Consider the following 20,353-nt stretch of genomic DNA (forward strand, 5'->3'; position numbering starts at 1 on the left):
ATCTCCCCTCTTCTTGCCTAAATAAGATACTATTTTAACTTTTGTGCTACTGAACCGAAATCCCCACCTATTTTTAATGCACGCTTGAATGGTGCTTACTCTGACAGATTCTCATCAGAAGATTTGATCCGATAAACCATTTGATTTAAATGCTCATGGACAATCGCAGTGGGGCTCATATTGTACTTCTTTTTGAATACCTTATTGAAGCTCGCAATGCTCGAATACCCCAATTGGGTCGCGATTTCCGCCACGGTCCATTTGTTTTGTAAAAGCAGTTTTTTGGCGATGTCTAGTTTAAGATTGAGGTGGTATTCATAGGGAGCTGAGCCGTAAATCTGCTGGAAACATTTTTTGAATTTGGATAAACTCATGTTGGCCTCTCTCGCTAAAAACTCAAGTGAGGGGAGCATTCCGGTGGCAATGAAGTGACGATTTTCCACCTCCATCACCTGCTTGATGTCGTACTGGCTGAATTTGTTGTTGGAAAGGTCAGATTTTATGGTGGCGATTTGACTGATGAAATCAACGATTAGTTCATAGCATTGTGCTTCTACCGAAAGTGCCCAGTTCAAAGAACGGGCATCACTAAAGAGGTTATCAAATGAAACAATTCGTTCAAAAAGCGAAATTCCCTGAAAGTAAACGCCGTTTTCGGACTGCAACATTGTCACAAAAGGCGAGTTGGACGAGGTGGTTGCATCTACGCCGAGTTTTTCACAAATCCAATCCCGGTGAAATCCGATGGTGATAAACCGAGAACGTTTGCCTGCGGGCCAAAGGGTATCTACGGTCATTTTGGAACTGTAAAAAAGCGTTGATTTAAGCGCCTTTATTTGGTGTTTTGTGTTGTTATGGATTAAAGAGTACGTGTGAGGAGCTTCAGAAAGGATAAAACTTAAAATCCAATAATCGTTGGTATCAATTGATTTTTTTAACGTGTTGAGGGGAGTCGCCCAACGTATTTCGCCTAAAATAACGGCTACTTTGTCGGGTTCAATAATGAGGGAATTTAATTTAAATAATAGATCATCTTTTTCATAACTAAACTCATTAGGTGATTGTGGTTCTGTGCCAAATTGCTCAGCTACTTGTGCCATCCAGTTGTGGGAGGGCCTAAGTCCTAAGAAAATTTCCATAACGTTGTTGAATTAACAAATATAAAACGGGCTATCTGAAAGGTGTGTTTACGATTATAGTAAGGGTGTTTGTATCCCAAATTGGTAGCAATATAAACCTATATTATGTAAAATTTACTTTTGCTTTGGGATAATATTTATTTTATTTAATTAACATGAGGTGGCTCAAGAAAGTGATGGTTTAGTTAAAATTCGATTTTAAAAAATGGAAGAATTATGTTAGATTCGCGAAAAACAAAGCCTTACTAAAGAATAAGCACTAACTTCGCCGCCAACCCGTACACGTTTTATACGTTATATAATTATGGTACCAACCATTTGGGAATCATTTTTTGGTTTAGAGGTTAATCGTTTGTAAACTTCGGAATGGCATTAATTTCCCAGTGTTATTTTCCTTTTTCTTTCACCTCTAACACTTCACCACTTGACTTTTGACGATTTTGATTTTGACGAAGAACTTTTAGATGGACTGCATTCTATGGGGTTTAACCAGCCAACTCCTATTCAAGCCCAAGCGATTCCGGCCATTTTAAATAATAAAGATTTGATTGCCTGCGCCCAAACAGGCACTGGCAAAACGGCGGCTTATTTGTTACCTGTTTTGAATAAAATCATTGATGCCACGCCCAATAACCGCCATCTTAATACGCTCATCCTCGCACCTACACGGGAGTTGGCGATTCAGATTGACCAGCAAATTGAAGGATTGGGGTACTTTACGGGAGTAAGTTCCATCGCGATTTATGGAGGAGGAGACGGGGCGGCTTGGAGTCAGCAGCGCAAGGCATTGGCCGAAGGCAGTGAGGTGATTATTGCTACGCCCGGGCGTTTGATTGCGTTGTTGCAAATGGGTGAAATTAACTTCGGAAACCTCCAACACCTTATTTTGGACGAAGCCGACCGCATGTTGGACATGGGTTTCTACGATGATATTATTCGGATTATCAGTTATTTACCCCAGAAAAGGCAAACATTGCTGTTTTCGGCCACTATGCCGCCAAAAATCAGAACGTTGGCCAACACGATTCTGAACAAACCTGAGCAGATCAGTATCGCCGTGGCCAAACCCGCCGAAGGAATTTTGCAGCTTGCGTATTTGGTTTACGATGAACAAAAAATAGCATTGCTCAAAAATATCCTCAAAGAAGGACAGTTTGGTAGCGTAATTATATTTGCTTCCACTAAAGAGAATGTTAAAAAATTGGATGAAGAGCTGCGACGTAATAAGCTGACTGCCAAAGCATTTCATTCTGATTTAGACCAAAAAGAACGAGAAGGGATTTTGCGGGAATTCAAAAATAAAGCCCTGCCGATTTTGATTGGAACCGATATTCTGTCGCGCGGAATTGATGTGGAGGGAATCAGTTTGGTAGTAAACTATAACGTACCGCACGACCCCGAAGATTATATTCACCGGATTGGACGCACCGCAAGGGCCGAAACGACGGGTACCGCGATTACTTTTATCAATGACAAAGACCAACGGAAGTTTGTGGCCATTGAGCGAATGATTGGGAAAGAAATTCCTAAAATGTCGTTGCCAGCAGCTTTGGGCGCGGGGCCGAGCTACCACTCGGGCGGGAGTGAAGTAAATTCGAGCCCTCCACGCAAGAAAAAACCTTTTAAACAACGGAGTAACAAGCCTCGTCCTGCGGGCTCTCCACGCCCCAAAAGCGGAACGTAAACGCCGAAGCATAAAAAAGTGAGTCAAGGGCTTTTCTGTTTTACCAAAGAACTTAAGGTTTTTGTGAGTAGGAAAGAAAAGTCCAGATGCTTTTTGTAGGGTTCTACTAAATCCGATTTCTATGCGTCCACTTGCTGTTTCCCTGTTGTCATTCTGCACAATTGCGTATTTATTTTTATCCTGTGGTGGCTCCAATCAGAAAGCCGAAACCACCTCTGTCGATACTATGAGCACGATTACAAAAACTACTTTTGGGCAATTGCCCGATGGCCAAACGGCCGACCATTTTACGCTTCGTAATTCAAAAGGTACAGAAGTTAAAATTACAAATTACGGAGGGTTGATTACCCACTGGACTGCCGCCGACAAAAATGGCGTCTTTGAAGATATGGTCTTGGGGTATGACTCCCTGAGCGGGTACTTAAAAGCCAGTCCTTTTTTTGGGGCATTGGTGGGGCGTTATGGCAACCGTATCGGCAACGCAAAATTTACCCTTGACGGAAAAACTTACACTTTGGCGGCCAACAATGGCCCTAACAGCCTGCACGGTGGCAAAGTCGGATTTGACAAAGTACTCTGGAAAGCCGAGATTTTGGAAGATACCAAAACGTTGAAACTGACCCACACCAGCCCCGATGGCGATGAAGGTTTTCCGGGAGCTCTCTCGGCCGAAGTTACCTACCGATTGACTGACGATAACGCGCTTGAGATTGAGTACAAGGCCACTACCGACAAACCTACCATCGTAAACCTGACCAATCATACCTATTTTAACCTGACAGGCGGGAAGCGTGACGTAATGGGGCATCAGGTACAATTGAACGCTGATAAATTTGTACCCGTTGACAAAACCCTGATTCCAACGGGACAATTGCAGGACGTGAAAGGTACACCCTTTGATTTTCTGCAACTGACAGAAATCGGTGCGCGTATCGACGACCCAAAAGATGAGCAAATCAAATTCGGCGGTGGCTATGACCATTGCTGGGTAATCAATAAGGGGGCAGATTCGCTTGCCCTGACCGCCACGGTATACGAGCCTACGTCGGGCCGGGTGTTGGAAGCATTTACTACCGAGCCGGGCGTGCAGTTTTATACTGGTAATTTTCTGAATGGATCTATTACGGGTAAAAACGGCGTGACCTACACAAAACGCTCTGGTTTTTGCCTCGAAACCGAGCATTTTCCTGATTCTCCCAACCAAGCATCGTTCCCGAGCGTAGTGTTGCGCCCTGGAGAAGTTTACAAAACCAAGACGGTTTATAAGTTTTCGACAAAATAAATATTCCACGTCGAAGAAGCCGTAAGTTGGGTTTCTTCGACGTGTTGTTTTAGTATTAATTAGTTGATTTTTAATACCTTATTGGGTATTACAACATTTTTTTGCCCTTCCGTTATCGCTTCTGCCTTAACATTTCCAGCCAAAAGTTGCCAAATATCGGATTATTGCATTAGTTTAGCGATTGTCAATAAACCAACCCCCACCTTACTGATATGGCCATGTTAAGCCGCGTTGCCGATTCCATTTATTGGATGAATCGCTACATCGAGCGAGCCGAAAATTATGCACGCTTCATAGGAGTCAATTTTAATTTGGCATTTGATTTACCGCCCAATGTGAACGAACAATGGGAGCCTCTTTTGATTGCAACTGCCGACAATTACCTTTTTTATCAACACTACGACGAACCTACCCGCGAGAATGTCATTAATTTTATGACGTTTGATAAGCGAAATCCCAACTCGATTTATAGTTGCTTATTATTGGCCCGTGAAAACGGTCGGACCATCAGGGAGTGTATTTCGAAAGAAATGTGGGAAAACCTAAATGAACTTTACCTGTGGATTAAAGATGTAAAGCCTCAGTCAGAATGGGATCTCAACCACATGCAGAATTTTTACACGCAGGTGCGCAACGGAACCCAACTTTACTACGGCGTAGTAGATGCCACCATCACGCGCAACGAGGCTTGGCATTTTGGTCGATTGGGGCGTTTTATGGAGCGCGCCGATAAAACTTCACGTTTTTTGGATGTTTCTTACTTTACTTTATTGCCCGATTCGGACGTTACGGGTAGTACATTGGAGCTGGTTTTGTGGACGGCTGTGCTTAAATCGGTAAGTGCCTATAATATGTACCGTCAACAGTACCAGACGCTTACCCCAACGCATATCGTGGAGTTTTTGATTTTGGACAAACTTTTTCCGCGGGCAATGGCGCATTGTATTCGTCAAGCCGAGTTATCTTTGTACGAAATATCAGGAACACCAATTACCAACCGTTTCAGCAATCAGGCCGAAAAAATGATGGGCAAGCTCCGTTCAGAAATAGAATTTACGGAAGTGGAAGATATTTTCAAATTGGGCTTACACCAATACCTTGATCAGTTCCAAATCAGAGGGAATGAAGTAAGCAAAAGTATTTTTGAAACCTATTTTGATATAAAACCTGTTGAACAGTAAGTAAGCGTTTCATTACACTTTCTGTATTCAGTCAATAATTTTTGGTATAAATATCCATTGCTACCAAAATGAGTGCATTTGAATTTACTCTTTTATTTATAAGATTATGACGTATTGTCTTGGTATTAAAGTCGCATCAGGCTTGGTGGCGATTGCCGACACTCGGCTCACTTCGGGCACCGAGGTCAGTACCAATAAAAAAATCTCCGTTCACCAGTTGGAGCATCACTCGATGTTTATCATGACGTCGGGGTTGCGTTCGGTACGTGACAAAGCGGTGACGTATTTTCGGGAAGTGCTGGAAGAACAGGACCATAGTTTTAATAAACTATACAAGGCCGTAAATGCCTTTGGGCAGCAGGTGCGTCGGGTGGCGCACGAAGACAAAGAAGCACTGGATGCGGCTGGGTTGAGGTTCAATTTACACGCGATTGTGGGTGGGCAATTGGAAGATGATGGTGAGCACATGCTGTATTTACTCTATCCCGAAGGCAATTGGGTGGAAGTGGGTGAAACCTCTCCTTTTTTTGTGATTGGTAATTCCAATTATGGTAAGCCGCTGCTTTTTAGGAGTTTGAAGTATGGTTCCTCCTTGGCAGAGGCGCTGAAAGTTGGATTTCTTTCCTTTGACTCAACCCGGGTAAGTGCCAACGACGTAGATTATCCGATTGATGTGGTGATGTACGAACGTGATAGTTTTCACGTTACGGAGCATCGTTTTCAGAAAGATGATTTGGCTCACTTGTCGCTGCAATGGAGCATGTTGCTCCAAAACTCGGTCCAGCGCTTACCCAATGATTGGATGGATCCAGTTTTTGAAAAACTACGTGAAAAAGTCTAAAGTAGCGGCAGGGGTTTTCCCTGCCGTTGTGTTTTAAGTATATTGAGAAAGAAAGGCTCAACATTATGATTCTGAACGTCAGTCATCGGCTATTTTACACGTATTCTGAATCGGTAATTTTAGAACCACATACGTTTTATCTTTATCCCAAAGCGTATCCGCACCAACAAATCGTCAGTTATACGATGACGATTGACCCGGCACCCTCTATGTTGGTTCAAAACATCGACGCCGAAGGAAATCATCAGCGGATAGCCTATTTTCGGGAAGCTACTTCTTGGTTGAACGTTTCGGTCGAGATGGCGGTACGCTCCGAAGATTTTAATTTGTTTGGCTTTGTGCTGTTTCCATTTGAAACCGAGCAACTTCCTTTTCAATACCCCGAGTCACTCAAAAAACTGCTCCAACCGTATCTGGTGCGGGAAGGCGTAACTACGTATGTGGAGCAATATGCGCGTCAAACGGCGGCTTCCGAACGTTGGAAGACCGTTGCCTTTCTAACCGCATTGTGTCGCGATATTTCTCAAAATTTTGTGTACGAGCGTCGGGAGGTGGGCCCTCCGATGTTGCCAGAGCACACGCTCATTGGCCGCAAAGGCACTTGCCGCGATTTTGCGCAGCTATTTGTGGCTTGTTGCCGCGCGTTGGGCATTGCGGCGCGTTTTGTCAGTGGTTATCTGTACGGCAATGCCCTTCAAGAGCATGATTTGCATGCTTGGGCCGAAGTCTTTTTGCCCGGAGCTGGGTGGAGGGGATTTGACCCGACAGAAGGCAACGCAGTGATTAATAATCACATACATTTAGCGGCCTCTGCCGACCCAGCGCTGATTGCTCCCGTCACGGGCGTATTTAGAGGTCGAGCCAAATCTACGCTACGGGCCGAAGTGTCGGTGGGTGAAGGCATTTAAGGTTTTGTTATGGGCGACTAAGAATTCACATTTGATATTTCTTGGGAGCGCTTCCAAATGAGTTTTGAAACATCTTATTGAACTTGATTTGTTGTGACTATGCCACGCGTTAAGATTCCTGCGTGGCTTTTCTTTAAAGTATTTCCGACGAATGAGATTTGTAATTGTACATATTGTTGGTACGTTGATTCTTTGGGTGACCTTGGTTAATGACACTTTTGCACAGAGTTTTTATGCGCAGGGAGGCCGTATAGCTGATTTTAACGGCAAAGAGCTTGCAGATACGTTTGCTGTCCAAATCAAGGGATTGCCCCCCCAAATAGATACTAATTTTGGTTTGACAAAAGTTTGCTTTGACATTACCCACGGTCGAGTATCCGACCTTAAAATTGAACTTATTAATCCCGCTGGGGCAAGTATTTGGCTGAGTAATCGGAACGGGGGAGATGTGGGGGGCAATTATAACGGAACCTGCTTTCGGGCCAATGGTTTTTCTGGGTACATTCAGGATGGTAAAGCGCCTTTTGAGGGAGAATATACGCCCAACGGACGTTTTGAGTTTCTTAACAATCATACCAACCCCAATGGTACTTGGAAACTACTCATTTCAGATTTGAAGACTGGATTGAGAGGAAGTCTAAATTTTTTTACCCTTGAGTTCTCTTCTAATCCTATGCCCAACTTAACCAAAGGTCCATGTAGTATCGAAAATGGAGCAGGATGTACATGTGGAGATGAGGGCGCATCGTGCGAACTTTTACCTGATTTTGTCATTCTTCCTACATTTACGCAGACACAATGGAAAGAATACCCCAAAGATGACCCCTATTATCCAGGTCAATTGCGTTTTGCGGCATCAATTGCCAATATCGGCGATGGTCCTCTCGAAACGATTGGCAAAGGAGAATGGTATTGTGGCAATACCCTCGTGGATTCGGCTTCAAAATGCGCCGATGGGGCTTTTCCAAGGCAAAAATTATACCAGCGGGTTTATAAAAAAAAGGGGGATAAAATCGAATGGTATGACTACGAAGCGGGTACCAATTATTTCGACGACCAGCCTGGTCATAATCACTTTCATGTTGATGGATGGGTGGAGTTTAGATTGATTAAAAAGCAAAAAAAGGGACTTATCGAGAAAAAAGTAGTGATTGGTAAAAGCCGAAAAGTGAGTTATTGCTTATTTGATTCAGGAATTTGTAATAATGATGGCTTGTGCCAAGTAGACTCGGTGAATTTTGGACAAAAGAACCTCCCCAACTATGGAATGGGTAACTACGTAGACTGCAAATCTAAAAAGCAGGGAATTAGCGTTGGGGGCTATGATACCTACGGTATGATGTATGAAGGGCAATACATTCAATTGCCCAAAGGATTGAAAAGTGGCCAATACTTTTTAGAGATAGAAATAGACCCTTCGAGGATCTATAAAGAAAAAAAACGCAGTAATAACTTATTTACAATGCCAGTGGTCATTTCAAAACAGAGTTCATGAAATTGCTATTTGGCATGGATTCTGATAACTAATCAATAACTTATTGAAAGAGACGGTTTAGGCAAGGATAAACCTATTGGGTATATATTTTTGAAAAAATATATACCTTTTTTTGTTCTTAAACTTTTTGGACTTATTGGAATATAAAATCCTGATATTTAGGCTTTTAAGTTCCTTTATATTGATTTTGGGTATTAAATAGGCATATTTATTGTCAGTTTTTTGTTTTTTTGGCAGGATAGTTGGTGTGTTTTTATGGAATATGCAAAAGCCTAAAATCATGAAAATACCTTTTACTCTATTATTATTTTTTAGTACCTTCTTAGGTCTTCATGCCCAATGCCCTGGAACCTGTACTTACACTTATAATGGTTCAGGAAGCACTAACTTTACATTAAATGGCGGCGAGACGCTTTGCATTACTGGAAATGCACCCACTGGATTAAACATTAATTTCAACGGGTCGGGGGTCAATACGATATGTATATCGCCGGGTGTATCATGGACGCAGGCTTTTGGCTTTAACGTTAGTGGAAACCTCGTCATCAACAATTATGGTACGTTCAACATGAATGGTAGCTATAATATCAATGGTGGTGGCACAATGCAGGTCAATAATAATCCAGGAGCTACGCTTAACACCAACTCAACGGGGTTTGGCACGGGGGTCGTGATTACTAACAGTGGTACAATGACTTGGACTGCAACTTCTGCTATCAACAATCAAGGTACTTTTCAACTCTATAACGACACTCCGACGTCGATAATGACTGCTACTGCCACGTCTTTGTTTAAGATTGGCAATGGCAATACTTTTGAGAATTACGGCCTTTTTACGGTGTCCAACTTAGAGAATGAAGAAGCCTTTCGTTTTTATAATGACGCAGGTGGCAAAATCACGATTGGCCGTTACTTCTATAATCATGGGGCTTTTTTGAACGAAGGGTTGGTCGAAACAATTTGTGGTAACTTTGGCTCAGTTGCGTGTGAGTTTATTGTTGGCGATAAAGGCCCAGGGAAAGAATACATCAATAGTGGGTGTATGAAGGTGAAGGGTAATGTGAATTTTAACGGTCCAGGTAAATTAAACGAGGGTACGCTCATCATTGAAGATGGTAACCTGACAATCAACAAACAAGTAACTGGAACGAATGGACGAATAGTGGTCTTAAACGGCACGAGTACCATTACAAGTAGTGGCGGTTACAATGGTACAAATATGAAATTTTGTGACCAAAACACCGCAGGAAACGCTTTTGATGTAGTGAATGCCAACAACCAAGGGACAACGGTTGTCTACACGGTTGATTGTTCAGTAACGGATTGTGGAAGTGCGCCTGTATGTACACCACCGACGCGCACTGTAGTAGCCACCGACCCTACTTGCACCATACCAGGCAAAATCGAATTGACGGCCACCAACGGTGACAAATACGGCATCAGTAAGGGCAATACCTACACAGGGCCAGCCTACGCTACAGCCACGGCGGTAGGTACGTTGCCGATACTTATCAAAGGCAACATCAGCCACGCGGCTGATTCGACTTGGACAATACGAGTGTTTAACGCAGACAACGATTGTTTCAAAGATACAACGGTAACGGTGAAAGCGTTGGTAAACGACGCCACGGTATCGGTCAACAGTGGTTTCCCCGCTTGTCGTTTGAATGGCACGGCCTACACCATCAAGTTTACTAAATCACCTTCGGGTTCGTTTGTGACGGCCAAAAATATCGCCACGGGTGCGGCCATTGCCGTAACTGGCGACTCAGTGGCCAACATACCGCTGACTGTCGCAGGTGTGCGATTGATTGTGACCAACGGGGTGTGTAAAGATTCTGTGGAAGTCACAGCCCCCGCCTGCGATAAGCCCGTAGGCAGCATCGGTGACCTGATCTGGAAAGACGTCAACGACAACGGTTTGCAGGACTTGCCCGCTGAAACAGGCGTGGCAGGCGTTAAAGTGAACTTATACGCGGCAGCAGGCGGTACGAAAACGGGTGCAGTATTGCAAACCAAAACCACGGCAGCTGACGGCTTGTATTTGTTCACGGGCTTGTTGGCGGGTGACTACATTGTCGAAATCGACCAAACCACTTTGGCAGATACGTGTCAAATCACCGCTAAACAGAATATTCCAAGCGACGATACGAAAGACAGCGACTTCAACCCGACAACGGGCTTAAGCCAAGTCATTACGCTTGCTCCTGTCTTTAATCCAACGACACCGGTCGAGATTTTGGCCACAAATAACCTGACGGTCGATGTAGGTTTGGTGGTTCCTTGTATCAAATCAAGCGTCACCTTGACGGCAGCACCCGTTTGTTCGCCCGACGTGCAAACCTACAGCCTGACTTTCAATGTTACCAACAAAGTAGGTACGGTAAAAGTTGACAAAGGCGTATTGACGGGCAGTAACCCTTATACTGTGACGGGGATTCCCTCGGGCGCAACGCTGAAAATCACCGATAGTCTCAGCGCGGTTTGTAAATTTGATACTTTGATCACAGGGCCTAATTGCAACTGTACTCCTCCGTTGCCAGTGCTGATTACGCCTAGCCTGACAGCCTGTATCGGTGATACCTTCCCAACGCTTAAGGCCACAGTCGTTGGCCTAGCCACGGTGGAATGGTTTACGGCCCCTTCGGGTGGAGTGGCGGTCTTCACAGGGCTAAACTACAAACCCTCAGGTACAGTAGCGGCGGGAGGATCCGTTTTCTACGCCCAGGCCCGCAGCACGGATGCTAGTTGTCCATTAGCCATCAGCACGAGTCGGGTAGGGGCCACGGTCAACGCCCAAAACTGTATTGTAGAAGTAGATTTGGCCTTGAAGAAGTCGATTAATACCAAGATTGCTCAAATCGGCGACACGTTGACGTACACCATTAATGTTTTCAATCAGTTGAACGTGCCCGCAACGGGGGTAGAAGTGACCGATTCGATAGCTACGACGGTACAGTTTGTCGCGGGTAGTTTTGTGGCGAGTCGTGGCAGTGCAACGCTTGTGGGTAACGTGATTAAGTGGAACATTGGAGGCATCGCCGCCAACGCGGGGGCCAACGGCGACACAGTCACGCTGACCTACAAGGTGAAGGCTACGCAGGAAGGCGTTCATTTCAACACGGCCGAGATCAGCAAGACCAACGAGAAAGACGTGGACTCTACACCAGGCAACGGAATTGATGGAGAAGACGACATAGACCGTCAGTGCTTTACAGTACCGATCAAGTTATGTCCTGGGGAGAAAGTGCAGGCGAGTGTACCGTCGAATCTGACGAATGTACAATGGTTCAAAGTTGGGTCAACCACGCCAGTAGCTTCGGGTAAGGAAGTCTTGTTGAGCGAAGTGGGCACGTATACCTTCACGGCGACGAATCAAACTTGTCCAGCCAACGGCTGCTGCCCCATCATCATTGAGCCAGGTGTCAACTGTTGCCCCGAAGAAGTGTGCGTTCCGTTTACCGTTAAAAAAATCAAAAAGAAGTAATCATAGAGCGTTCTAATAAAAAACACCCCGTCGGCGATGCCGACGGGGTGTTTTTGCTTCCATTAGGTCAAATCAGTTCGGGCGTTGTTGGTATTTTTTTGGCGTGATGCCAAAATGCTTCTGAAACATCTTGTTGAATTTGATCACAGATTTTTCCCCGTAACCAATTTGTTTTGATACATCTACCGCTTTATATCCTTGTTTGAGGAGTTGTGCGGCATATTCCATTTTTGCCTCTATATAATAGCTATTGAACGTTTTTTTATAGCGTTTTTTAAAAAGGGTTCGAAATTGAATAGCACTGACTCCTGCTTCTTCAGCAATAGCTTCTAATTTTGGTGGTATTGTTCCTATTCTATCATTGATGTATTTTTGAAACACCTGCTCAATACGGCTTAGGTTTTCCGAAATCTCGTATTTTAGTTCTTCTTCCAAAGATATATTCTCTTTTTTATCAAGTATTGTTTTATCCGCAATGCCCGCTGAAGACATAAAAAAGGGGATTTGTTGGGCAAATAGAAAAGGGATGATGTCTTTTATATAGTCAATTGCGACATGAATAGTAACGAATGTCTCAGATAAAATTGCACTTGGGAGAGAATTCAAAGATTGAAAATCCGTTTGAGAGCGCATAATTTTTAGATGATTAAGAACTATTAAAACGATTAAGAATATTAAAAGTTGAAATTATTATACCATAACGGTATTTATTGCATTCAGTTTGCTCTTAGTATATACACTGACATAAATAGTATATTTTATGATATTTAAGTAACTAACGGGCAAGCTAAATTGCGATTATTTTATTTTTGATACCTACCTAGTGACTCTAATATAAGACATTAGGAAAAATATACCCTATGAGAAATGTAAAGCCTATTACTCAACCGCTCGATTACTTTTATCAGGCCTGTGATGTCACTCATGCAACAATACTGGAAGACGACAATGCACTTTTACATTGTGTTTCTGACAATGATTTTTGCAAAGGAATAGGCGAATTTCTACCCTTCGAAGAGGGCTGTTATTCATTTAGTGTTACAGGTACTTTTCATGAAGGATTTTATAATGCGTGGAGGTTTCAATACAAGGCCAATTGGCTCCAAATTTTGATACGCCCCGAAAACGACCGATGCCTGTTCATTATTGACCGGTTTTCCAAATACAGAGATGCATCTGAGTATGAAGATAAGTATCTGCTGATTTTGCTGGATGACAGAAATATCACCTGGCATCAGGCCGCCGGTAGCAGCGCTGATAAAATTGTCTTATTTATCAGCGATGAGTGGCTTCAAAAAGCCTTGAGTTTTTTTCCTGCCCTAAAAGAGAACAACTGGAAAAATCTAAGAGATGCTGTGCGAGGGAAGGGCATTCGTGAACAACTGGTCACGGATTCTGTCTCGGCTTTAACTATTGATATCTTAAAAGGTTTATCTGATAGGGATACCTGCTCTATCCAAAATCGACAGCGAAACCTGAATCAATTGGCCCATATGTGTATCAGTTTTATTCTGGGGCATGAGTATTCGTTGTGGACTGAACAGCAAAAAGCTGACTTGCAGAAGATAATTCTGGCTGAAAAAGAACTCACCTCCAACTTCAGGACACCCCCTCTAAGCCTTGAGGAATTAAGTAAGATCACAGGGCTGAATCGCCGAAAATTTCAGGAACTTTTTAAGGAATACTATGGCAAGCCGTTTTTCCAGTACTATCAAGAAGCCCGTTTTAAATATGCCAAAGAGCTGATAGAAAAGGAGGGGTTCAATATTTCGGAAGCAGCCTACATGACCGGATTTAAACACGTGAGTTATTTTTCAAAATACTTTGAAAGCATAACTGGCATAAAACCAAGCAAATTAAAACAGGACTTTTCAAACAAATAGAGTAGCTATAACCGACCATCAAAAGTATAAAAATCCCCATAGAAGACTTTGGGGATTTTTTATGCCCACTAGTCCGGCATGTTTATTGATAGACAGCGTCCGTCTTCAATTACCCCTTCCCACTATTACTTCTAAGAAATTTCCGACAAAAAAAATATATCAATTAATGATATACCTTTTTCGGCAAGAGAAACAAGATGTTCTATTATAAGGATATTTTATTTAGGGATAGTTTCAGTGCATATTGTGATATAGGATTGGATTGATAATGGCTGTGTATCATTTCTGAACAAAATACGGGTTAGAAATGAATTATTCTACTTTTTTTCACTTCAAGGTAAAGCATTTAGCAACTGTTCTATGTTTTCTTTTCAGTCTTGGCTCCGCATACGCACAGGTATCTGGCACTGTATTTAGAGACTATAATGCCAATGGCACAAAAGACACCAATGAACCCTTGGTAACTGGGGTAACCGTAAATGCCTATTCTTCAACAGGAGTTCTTTGTGGGACAACCCTTACTACGGCAGCGGCAGCCCCCAACTATTCGCTTACAGGCTGTGGTACTTCTGCAGTTAGAATAGAGTTTGTGATACCATTAACAGGAAACTGTTTAAAAAGTGGTATGGATTTTTCAGCTTTGAGTGGAGCTACTTACGGCTCGTCTGTACAGTTTGTAAATGGTAATAGCACCAACGTTAATTTTGCACTGAACAACCCTGTCGATTACAATATCGGCATAACAAATACCAATGTATTTGTTCCCTGTTACGTTAATGGCGATCCTTTGCCTTCGGGTAGTGCTTCGGGGGCCATGGATTGGTTTGTTGGATTTCCTTATTCAAATACTGGTACAACTGTACCTACCCAAAAGTTAACGGGTGAAATCATTGGAGCTATTTGGGGCGTGGCATATAGTAAACAAGCCAATAAAATTTTCACTTCGGCTTTCATAAAGAGACACGTAGGGCTTGGCACATTAGGAAGCGGTGGTATTTATGTTCTTACGCCTACGGCTAATTCGTTTACCGCAGCTACTTTTTTTGATATGGATAACAACACCTTTAATACAGCAGGTACTCCAGTTACTCGTACTCGCGCCGAAGCCTCTGCACCTGCTTATGGAAATACAACAAGTTATCAACTCAATGCGACATTTGACCAAGCTACTTTTTTAGGTAGCAATGACCCTCTTACTGGCCTTCCATCAGGCTTGGGCGTAATTGGCACAAATGTAGAAAGAGGGCTTTTGCCAGATCCTATGCAATGGCATTATGATCCTGCCGCATTCGACCAAATAGGAAAAGTAGGACTAGGAGGCTTAGAAATTAGCGATGATGGTAAGTATTTATTTACTATGAATCTTTATAGTCGAAAAGTTTTTAGGCTTACACTCAACAATGCCTTTAATCCTACTAACGTAATTGCAATTGAGGCTTATAATTTACCAGACCCAAATTGTACCAATGGTGTTTTTAGACCGTTTGCACTAAAATATTACCGAGGAAAATTATTGATTGGGGGAGTTTGTTCTGCGGAAAATGGAGGAAAAAATATTATTAATGGCGGTACAGACATGTATGCGTATGTATATGAGCTAAATAATCCAACAGGGGCGGCTGTATTTAATCCAACGGCCCTTATTTCTTATCCACTTAATTATCGAAAAGGTCCAGTAAGAGATACCCAATCAGGATTGTCAAGAGGTGACTTTTGGCTTCCATGGAGTGGTCGGGCAGGAGATGCAATGGAAGGGAATACTCGTCCCACCCCCATGCTAACAGATATTGAATTTACCGATAATGGGGATTTGATTATGAATTATACCGATAGAAGTGGACATCAATGGGGCGATGAAAATTACAAATTTTTGGGTAATCAACCTTGGACAACGAGCTACATGGTAGGTGGCGACATATTAATAGCTGGTCAAAACTGCAGTACAGGTACTTTTACTTTAGAAAATAATGGAAGTTTTACCTCTGCCAATGGGCAGACCTATAATGGCGGCACAACTAATAATGAAGGACCAGGTGGTGGAGAGTTCTTTACAGGAGAAGATTATAGGATACACCGTGAGACATCTCAAGGGTCGGTAATTGTATTACGTGGTTCGGGCGAAGCATTTATTACCACAATGGACCCCCAAACTTGGGATTCAGGAGGATTGAAACGTTTGTCAACAACAACAGGGACAGAACTACCAAGTCAATGGAGCGGGTATGAATTATATAAAAAATTTCCTTTTGCTGGAAAATCCAATGGCTTAGGCGAGGTTGAACTTTCTGGTCAAGAATCGTTTATCGAAATTGGCAACCGAGTGTGGGAAGATATTGACAATGACGGTGTGCAAGATGCTGGTGAACCTCCCATTAGCGGAATAGCCGTTACCCTTTGTGCATCAGATGGTACAACAGTATTAAGCACAGCAATTACTGATACAAACGGAAATTATTATTTCTCTTCAGCAACAGGAACAAGTTCTGCTTCGGCTATCTATGGCGTTAGTTTAGCTTTCAATACCAACTATATTCTCAAATTTCCGATGACATCAGGTAATAAAACACTAACCACCAAAGATTGGGGGGGGAATGATTTAATTGATTCTGATGCTGGCTTAGATGGTAAAATTGCATTTGCGGTAGGCACAGCAGGTCAAAACAACCATAGCTACGATGCTGGATATGCGGTTGTACCTTGCAGCGTACCCGATTGTTTGGGAGCAACAGTTAAGAAAAACTAATCAGAGGGTAATATTAAAATCAATAAAAAAATGAAAAAATTACTACAAGCTATCCAAATCTATCAAGTTAGATGGGTAATGTTTTTAACATTCATTATTTACCACTCAACATTCATAATTGGTTTCACTCAAGTTTGTAAAACAACAGACTTCATTTACCTGAACGATCCTCAAGATTATAATACTCAGGGGTTTGTTCATAAACTAAAAATTGGTACCGGTGGTACACTTACTGAAGCCCCGAATGGTTTAGGCAACACGCCTTGGTTTCCCCAAGGAGGTGGACTTGGTTCCCCACATGGCTTAGGGCAAGATTTGAACGGAAATTTATATATTGGGCAACGTCCTGAAGGTCCCATAGCAAAAATTAAATGTGATGGAACCCTAGTAAGCTCAAGTTTTATCAATGACGGTGGGTTTAATATTGTTTCCAAAGATGGCTACTTATATATAAATTCATTTGGTACGAATCGCATTAGCCGCTATTCTCTCTGTGATGGTTCTCTACAAGGATATGTAACGCTCGATGGTGTTTCCCCTCAACTTGCTTGGGGGCTTTTCATTAGCTCAAACGGAACTTTTTATGCAACACTAGGTGTAGCTTCTGATTACACTAATACTAGCGGGACTAAGTCAATTTATAGATTCAATCCTACAGATGCAGATTTTACTAATCATACCAATTATACGTCTCTGGTATCGGCTAATAACATTCCGCCGGGAGCAGCTCAAGCCAATTTGGCAATACCATCTGCGGGTGCATGGCTATGGGGTATCACTGCCGACGATGCTGGGAATATGTATGTAGTGGCCGAAGATCCTTGGTTTAATCATCAAGATACAGATTTTACAGGATACACATGGATTTTGAAATATGACCCTGCGGGTAATTTAATAGCAAGTACTTCTCAAAAGCAAACAACAACACCAAAAACAGGCTTTAAAGGAGGTAGAGGAATCGTTTATTATGCCCCTTTGAATATACTCTATATTGCTGCAGGGCCTGATGGTGATTGTATTGCTAAAATCAATCCTTCGGACCTTTCTTATGCTGGAGCAGCAGCAGCAAATATACCAGGGCAAAATCCTAAAACAATACGGATTGCAACAGAAGCATGTCCTGTTTTAGCTTCAACATCGGTTGATACTACGCTTTGCAATGTAAAAGTTGGTGATAGATTATTTTTATCTCAACTTATTGGCAAATGCAATGCCCCAATATGTGGCGGCACATGGGCAGCAGATCCAAGTAATGCCGGAATGACGTTTAATCCATGTGATTTAAGTTTTACAGTAACAGGTTTGACTGGGTGCGGCAAGTTTACACTTACAAATGTTGGAGGTACGTGTGGCGATTTTACTATCGAGGCACGAATCTCGTTTGTTGATATAAAAGCCCCTGTCATAGCAGGCACTCAGACCGTCTGCTCCAACATCGATCCTGCCGCTTTTACAGTAGCAACACCAGCAGCTAGTAGTGGTACATTAAGTTATCAATGGCAAAAAAGTACAACTTCATGTACTACTGGTTTTAGCAATATTTTAGGGGCAAATAATGATACTTATGACCCACCAAAAACTACACAAACAACTTATTACCGTGTAGTAGCCTCATCAATGGGTGGCTGTAATCCACCGCCCAAAACGTGTAGTGATACGAGTAATTGTGTTACAGTAACGGTATTACCTCTGCCAGTAGCAGGTGACGACCAAACACCAACTTGCGTAGGCAACATCGCCATCACAACTGCGACCTTAGCTGCTACAGCAGTTAGCGGTGGCGCATGGACACAAGCCCCTGGCAATCCACCAGGAGCGACCATCACCACAGTGAGCAGTGCAACGAGCGGCGTCACAGGCTTAATGCCAGGTGTATATCAATTTATTTGGGCAACCTCGGCTTCATGTAGCGATACGGTCAAAATAACGATACCAAATTGTGCATGTACCAAACCTCTAGCCAAAGTAAATAACCAATCATTGTGCGAAGGCGACACGCCCAAAGCATTCACAGCTACGCCAAGTACAGGCGTAACCTACGCTTGGTATGGTCCTCTAAACGATACGACAAGCACATTAGGCTCAGCCATAAGTGGGCAAACAGCAGCAACTTATACGCCCAATGGCACTTTTGCAGTAGGCAAAATTTACTACGCTGTAGTAGTAACAGATGCCGCTGACGCAACTTGCAAAGACACGGCCTTTGCTGCCATAACAGTATTGGCCAAACCCGCTGCAATAATGTTTTGCCCTGGAGAATCTTATACAATTACAGCAGAGCCAGGCACTACCAATATAAAATGGTATAAAGATGGGCTATTGATAGCCGACTCGACTCGCAGTAGTCTTGTTGTCAAAACTATAGGTTCTTATACCTATTCTGGTATCAAACCAAGTGGCGATTTATGTCCCGATACGCTTTGTTGCCCAATAGTATTTTTACCATGTGGCAGCTTAGGAGATTACGTTTGGAAAGATTCCAACAACGACGGTATTCAGAACGAAACTGGTACAGGAGTAAAAGATGTGATATTAGAATTATATAAAAATGGAATAGCGACAGGTATCAAAGACACTACCGGCATAGACGGAAAATACTTGTTCGCAATCTCAGATTCAGCCAGTTATCAAGTCAAAATCATCTCGGCCTTACCCACAGGTTGTGTGATAAGCAGCATGCAAAACGCAGCAGCTGGTACAGAAGCCACAGATTCAGATTTCAACCCAAGTACAGGTATGAGCGATGCCGTAACGGTAAATCCATTGAATCCTGCTAAGAAAGATGTTTTGACCGTTGATGCGGCCTTGTACTCGCCCAAGGGCAGTATCGGTGACTACGTCTGGAAAGATGCCGACAACGACGGCGTACAAGATGCCACCGAAGCGCCAGTAGCAGGGGTGATTGTCCAATTGTTGCAAGGCACGACCGTTGTAGCGACCGACACTACCGACGCCAGCGGTTTGTATCTGTTCTCGAACTTGTCAAGTGACAGCTACCAAGTCAAAATCTTGACAGCGAGTCTACCCGCAGGTTGTGTAATTTCAACCCAGAAAGATTTGGGAGGCGATGATACCAAAGACTCAGACATCGACCCCACCACGGGCTTATCACTGGTGATTGTGATAGATGCTTTAGGTACAGGCATTGCCAAAGACAACCTCACCGTGGATGCAGCATTGAACTCGCCCAAGGGCAGTATCGGTGACTACGTCTGGAAAGATGCCGACAACGACGGCGTTCAAGATGCCACCGAAGCGCCAGTAGCAGGTGTGATTGTCCAATTGTTGCAAGGCACGACCGTCGTAGCGACCGACACTACCGACGCCAGCGGTTTGTATCTGTTCTCAAACTTGTCAAGTGGCAGCTACCAAGTTAAAATCTTGACAGCTTCATTACCCGCAGGTTGCACCATTTCAACCCAGAAAGATTTGGGTGGTGATGATACCAAAGACTCCGACATCGACCCCACCACGGGCTTATCGCCAGTGATCGTGATAGATGCTTTAGGCACAGGCATTGCCAAAGACAACATGACTGTTGATGCAGCATTGTACTCGCCCAAGGGCAGTATCGGTGACTACGTCTGGAAAGATGCCGACAACGACGGCGTTCAGGATGCCACCGAAGCGCCAGTAGCAGGTGTGATTGTTCAATTGTTGCAAGGCACCACCGTCGTAGCAACCGACACCACTGATGCCTCAGGACTGTA

At 43.3% G+C, this 20,353-nt stretch carries 12 protein-coding genes; 10 read left to right on the plus strand and 2 right to left on the minus strand.

Translation table 11 applies throughout. The annotated features are described in order from the left end of the window. Positions 1–95: 95 nt before the first annotated feature. Complete coding sequence (locus GVN20_RS23920) at positions 96–1,139, minus strand: AraC family transcriptional regulator (RefSeq protein WP_166560768.1); 1,044 nt, start codon at positions 1,137–1,139, stop codon at positions 96–98. A 424-nt stretch (positions 1,140–1,563) separates the two neighbouring features. On the opposite strand from GVN20_RS23920, the gene GVN20_RS23925 reads away from it, so the two are divergent. The 7 genes from GVN20_RS23925 (at position 1,564) to GVN20_RS23955 (ending at position 12,017) form a co-directional block, all read left to right on the plus strand. After that, complete coding sequence (locus GVN20_RS23925) at positions 1,564–2,823, plus strand: DEAD/DEAH box helicase (RefSeq protein WP_166560769.1); 1,260 nt, start codon at positions 1,564–1,566, stop codon at positions 2,821–2,823. Positions 2,824–2,944: 121 nt separating this feature from the next. Next, positions 2,945–4,105, plus strand: a complete 1,161-nt coding sequence (locus GVN20_RS23930; RefSeq protein WP_166560770.1) for an aldose epimerase family protein — start codon at positions 2,945–2,947, stop codon at positions 4,103–4,105. 218 nt (positions 4,106–4,323) lie between these two features. Then, on the plus strand, positions 4,324–5,286 hold the full coding sequence (locus tag GVN20_RS23935) for an alpha-E domain-containing protein (protein ID WP_166560782.1): 963 nt from the start codon (positions 4,324–4,326) through the stop codon (positions 5,284–5,286). 106 nt (positions 5,287–5,392) lie between these two features. Next, a complete protein-coding gene (locus GVN20_RS23940) occupies positions 5,393–6,127 on the plus strand; it encodes a peptidase (protein WP_114463022.1) in 735 nt (244 codons plus the stop codon). Between the two features lie 65 nt (positions 6,128–6,192). After that, a complete protein-coding gene (locus tag GVN20_RS23945) occupies positions 6,193–7,035 on the plus strand; it encodes a transglutaminase family protein (protein WP_166560771.1) in 843 nt (280 codons plus the stop codon). Positions 7,036–7,186: 151 nt separating this feature from the next. Then, positions 7,187–8,530: a proprotein convertase P-domain-containing protein gene (locus tag GVN20_RS23950; protein WP_166560772.1), complete on the plus strand. Its 1,344-nt coding sequence runs from the start codon at positions 7,187–7,189 to the stop codon at positions 8,528–8,530. A gap of 280 nt (positions 8,531–8,810) precedes the next feature. Then, positions 8,811–12,017, plus strand: coding sequence for an SdrD B-like domain-containing protein (locus GVN20_RS23955; protein ID WP_166560773.1), 3,207 nt, complete (start codon positions 8,811–8,813; stop codon positions 12,015–12,017). Positions 12,018–12,089: 72 nt separating this feature from the next. On the opposite strand, the gene GVN20_RS23960 is transcribed toward GVN20_RS23955, so the two are convergent. Continuing rightward, positions 12,090–12,650, minus strand: a complete 561-nt coding sequence (locus tag GVN20_RS23960) for a helix-turn-helix transcriptional regulator (protein WP_166560774.1) — start codon at positions 12,648–12,650, stop codon at positions 12,090–12,092. Positions 12,651–12,877: 227 nt separating this feature from the next. Between GVN20_RS23960 and GVN20_RS23965 the strand changes: the two genes are divergently transcribed. The 3 genes from GVN20_RS23965 to GVN20_RS23975 all read left to right on the plus strand — a co-directional run. Beyond that, positions 12,878–13,900 (plus strand): AraC family transcriptional regulator, encoded by a 1,023-nt coding sequence (locus GVN20_RS23965; RefSeq protein WP_166560775.1) that lies wholly within the window; start codon positions 12,878–12,880, stop codon positions 13,898–13,900. Between the two features lie 307 nt (positions 13,901–14,207). After that, the gene (locus tag GVN20_RS23970) at positions 14,208–16,643 is read left to right on the plus strand and encodes an SdrD B-like domain-containing protein (protein ID WP_166560776.1); all 2,436 of its coding nucleotides are present in this window, start codon (positions 14,208–14,210) and stop codon (positions 16,641–16,643) included. A gap of 738 nt (positions 16,644–17,381) precedes the next feature. After that, positions 17,382–20,353: SdrD B-like domain-containing protein (locus GVN20_RS23975; protein ID WP_304621489.1), on the plus strand; the 2,972-nt coding region annotated here is incomplete at its 3' end.

This window comes from Runella sp. CRIBMP, assembly GCF_009905605.1.
Taxonomy (GTDB): domain Bacteria; phylum Bacteroidota; class Bacteroidia; order Cytophagales; family Spirosomataceae; genus Runella.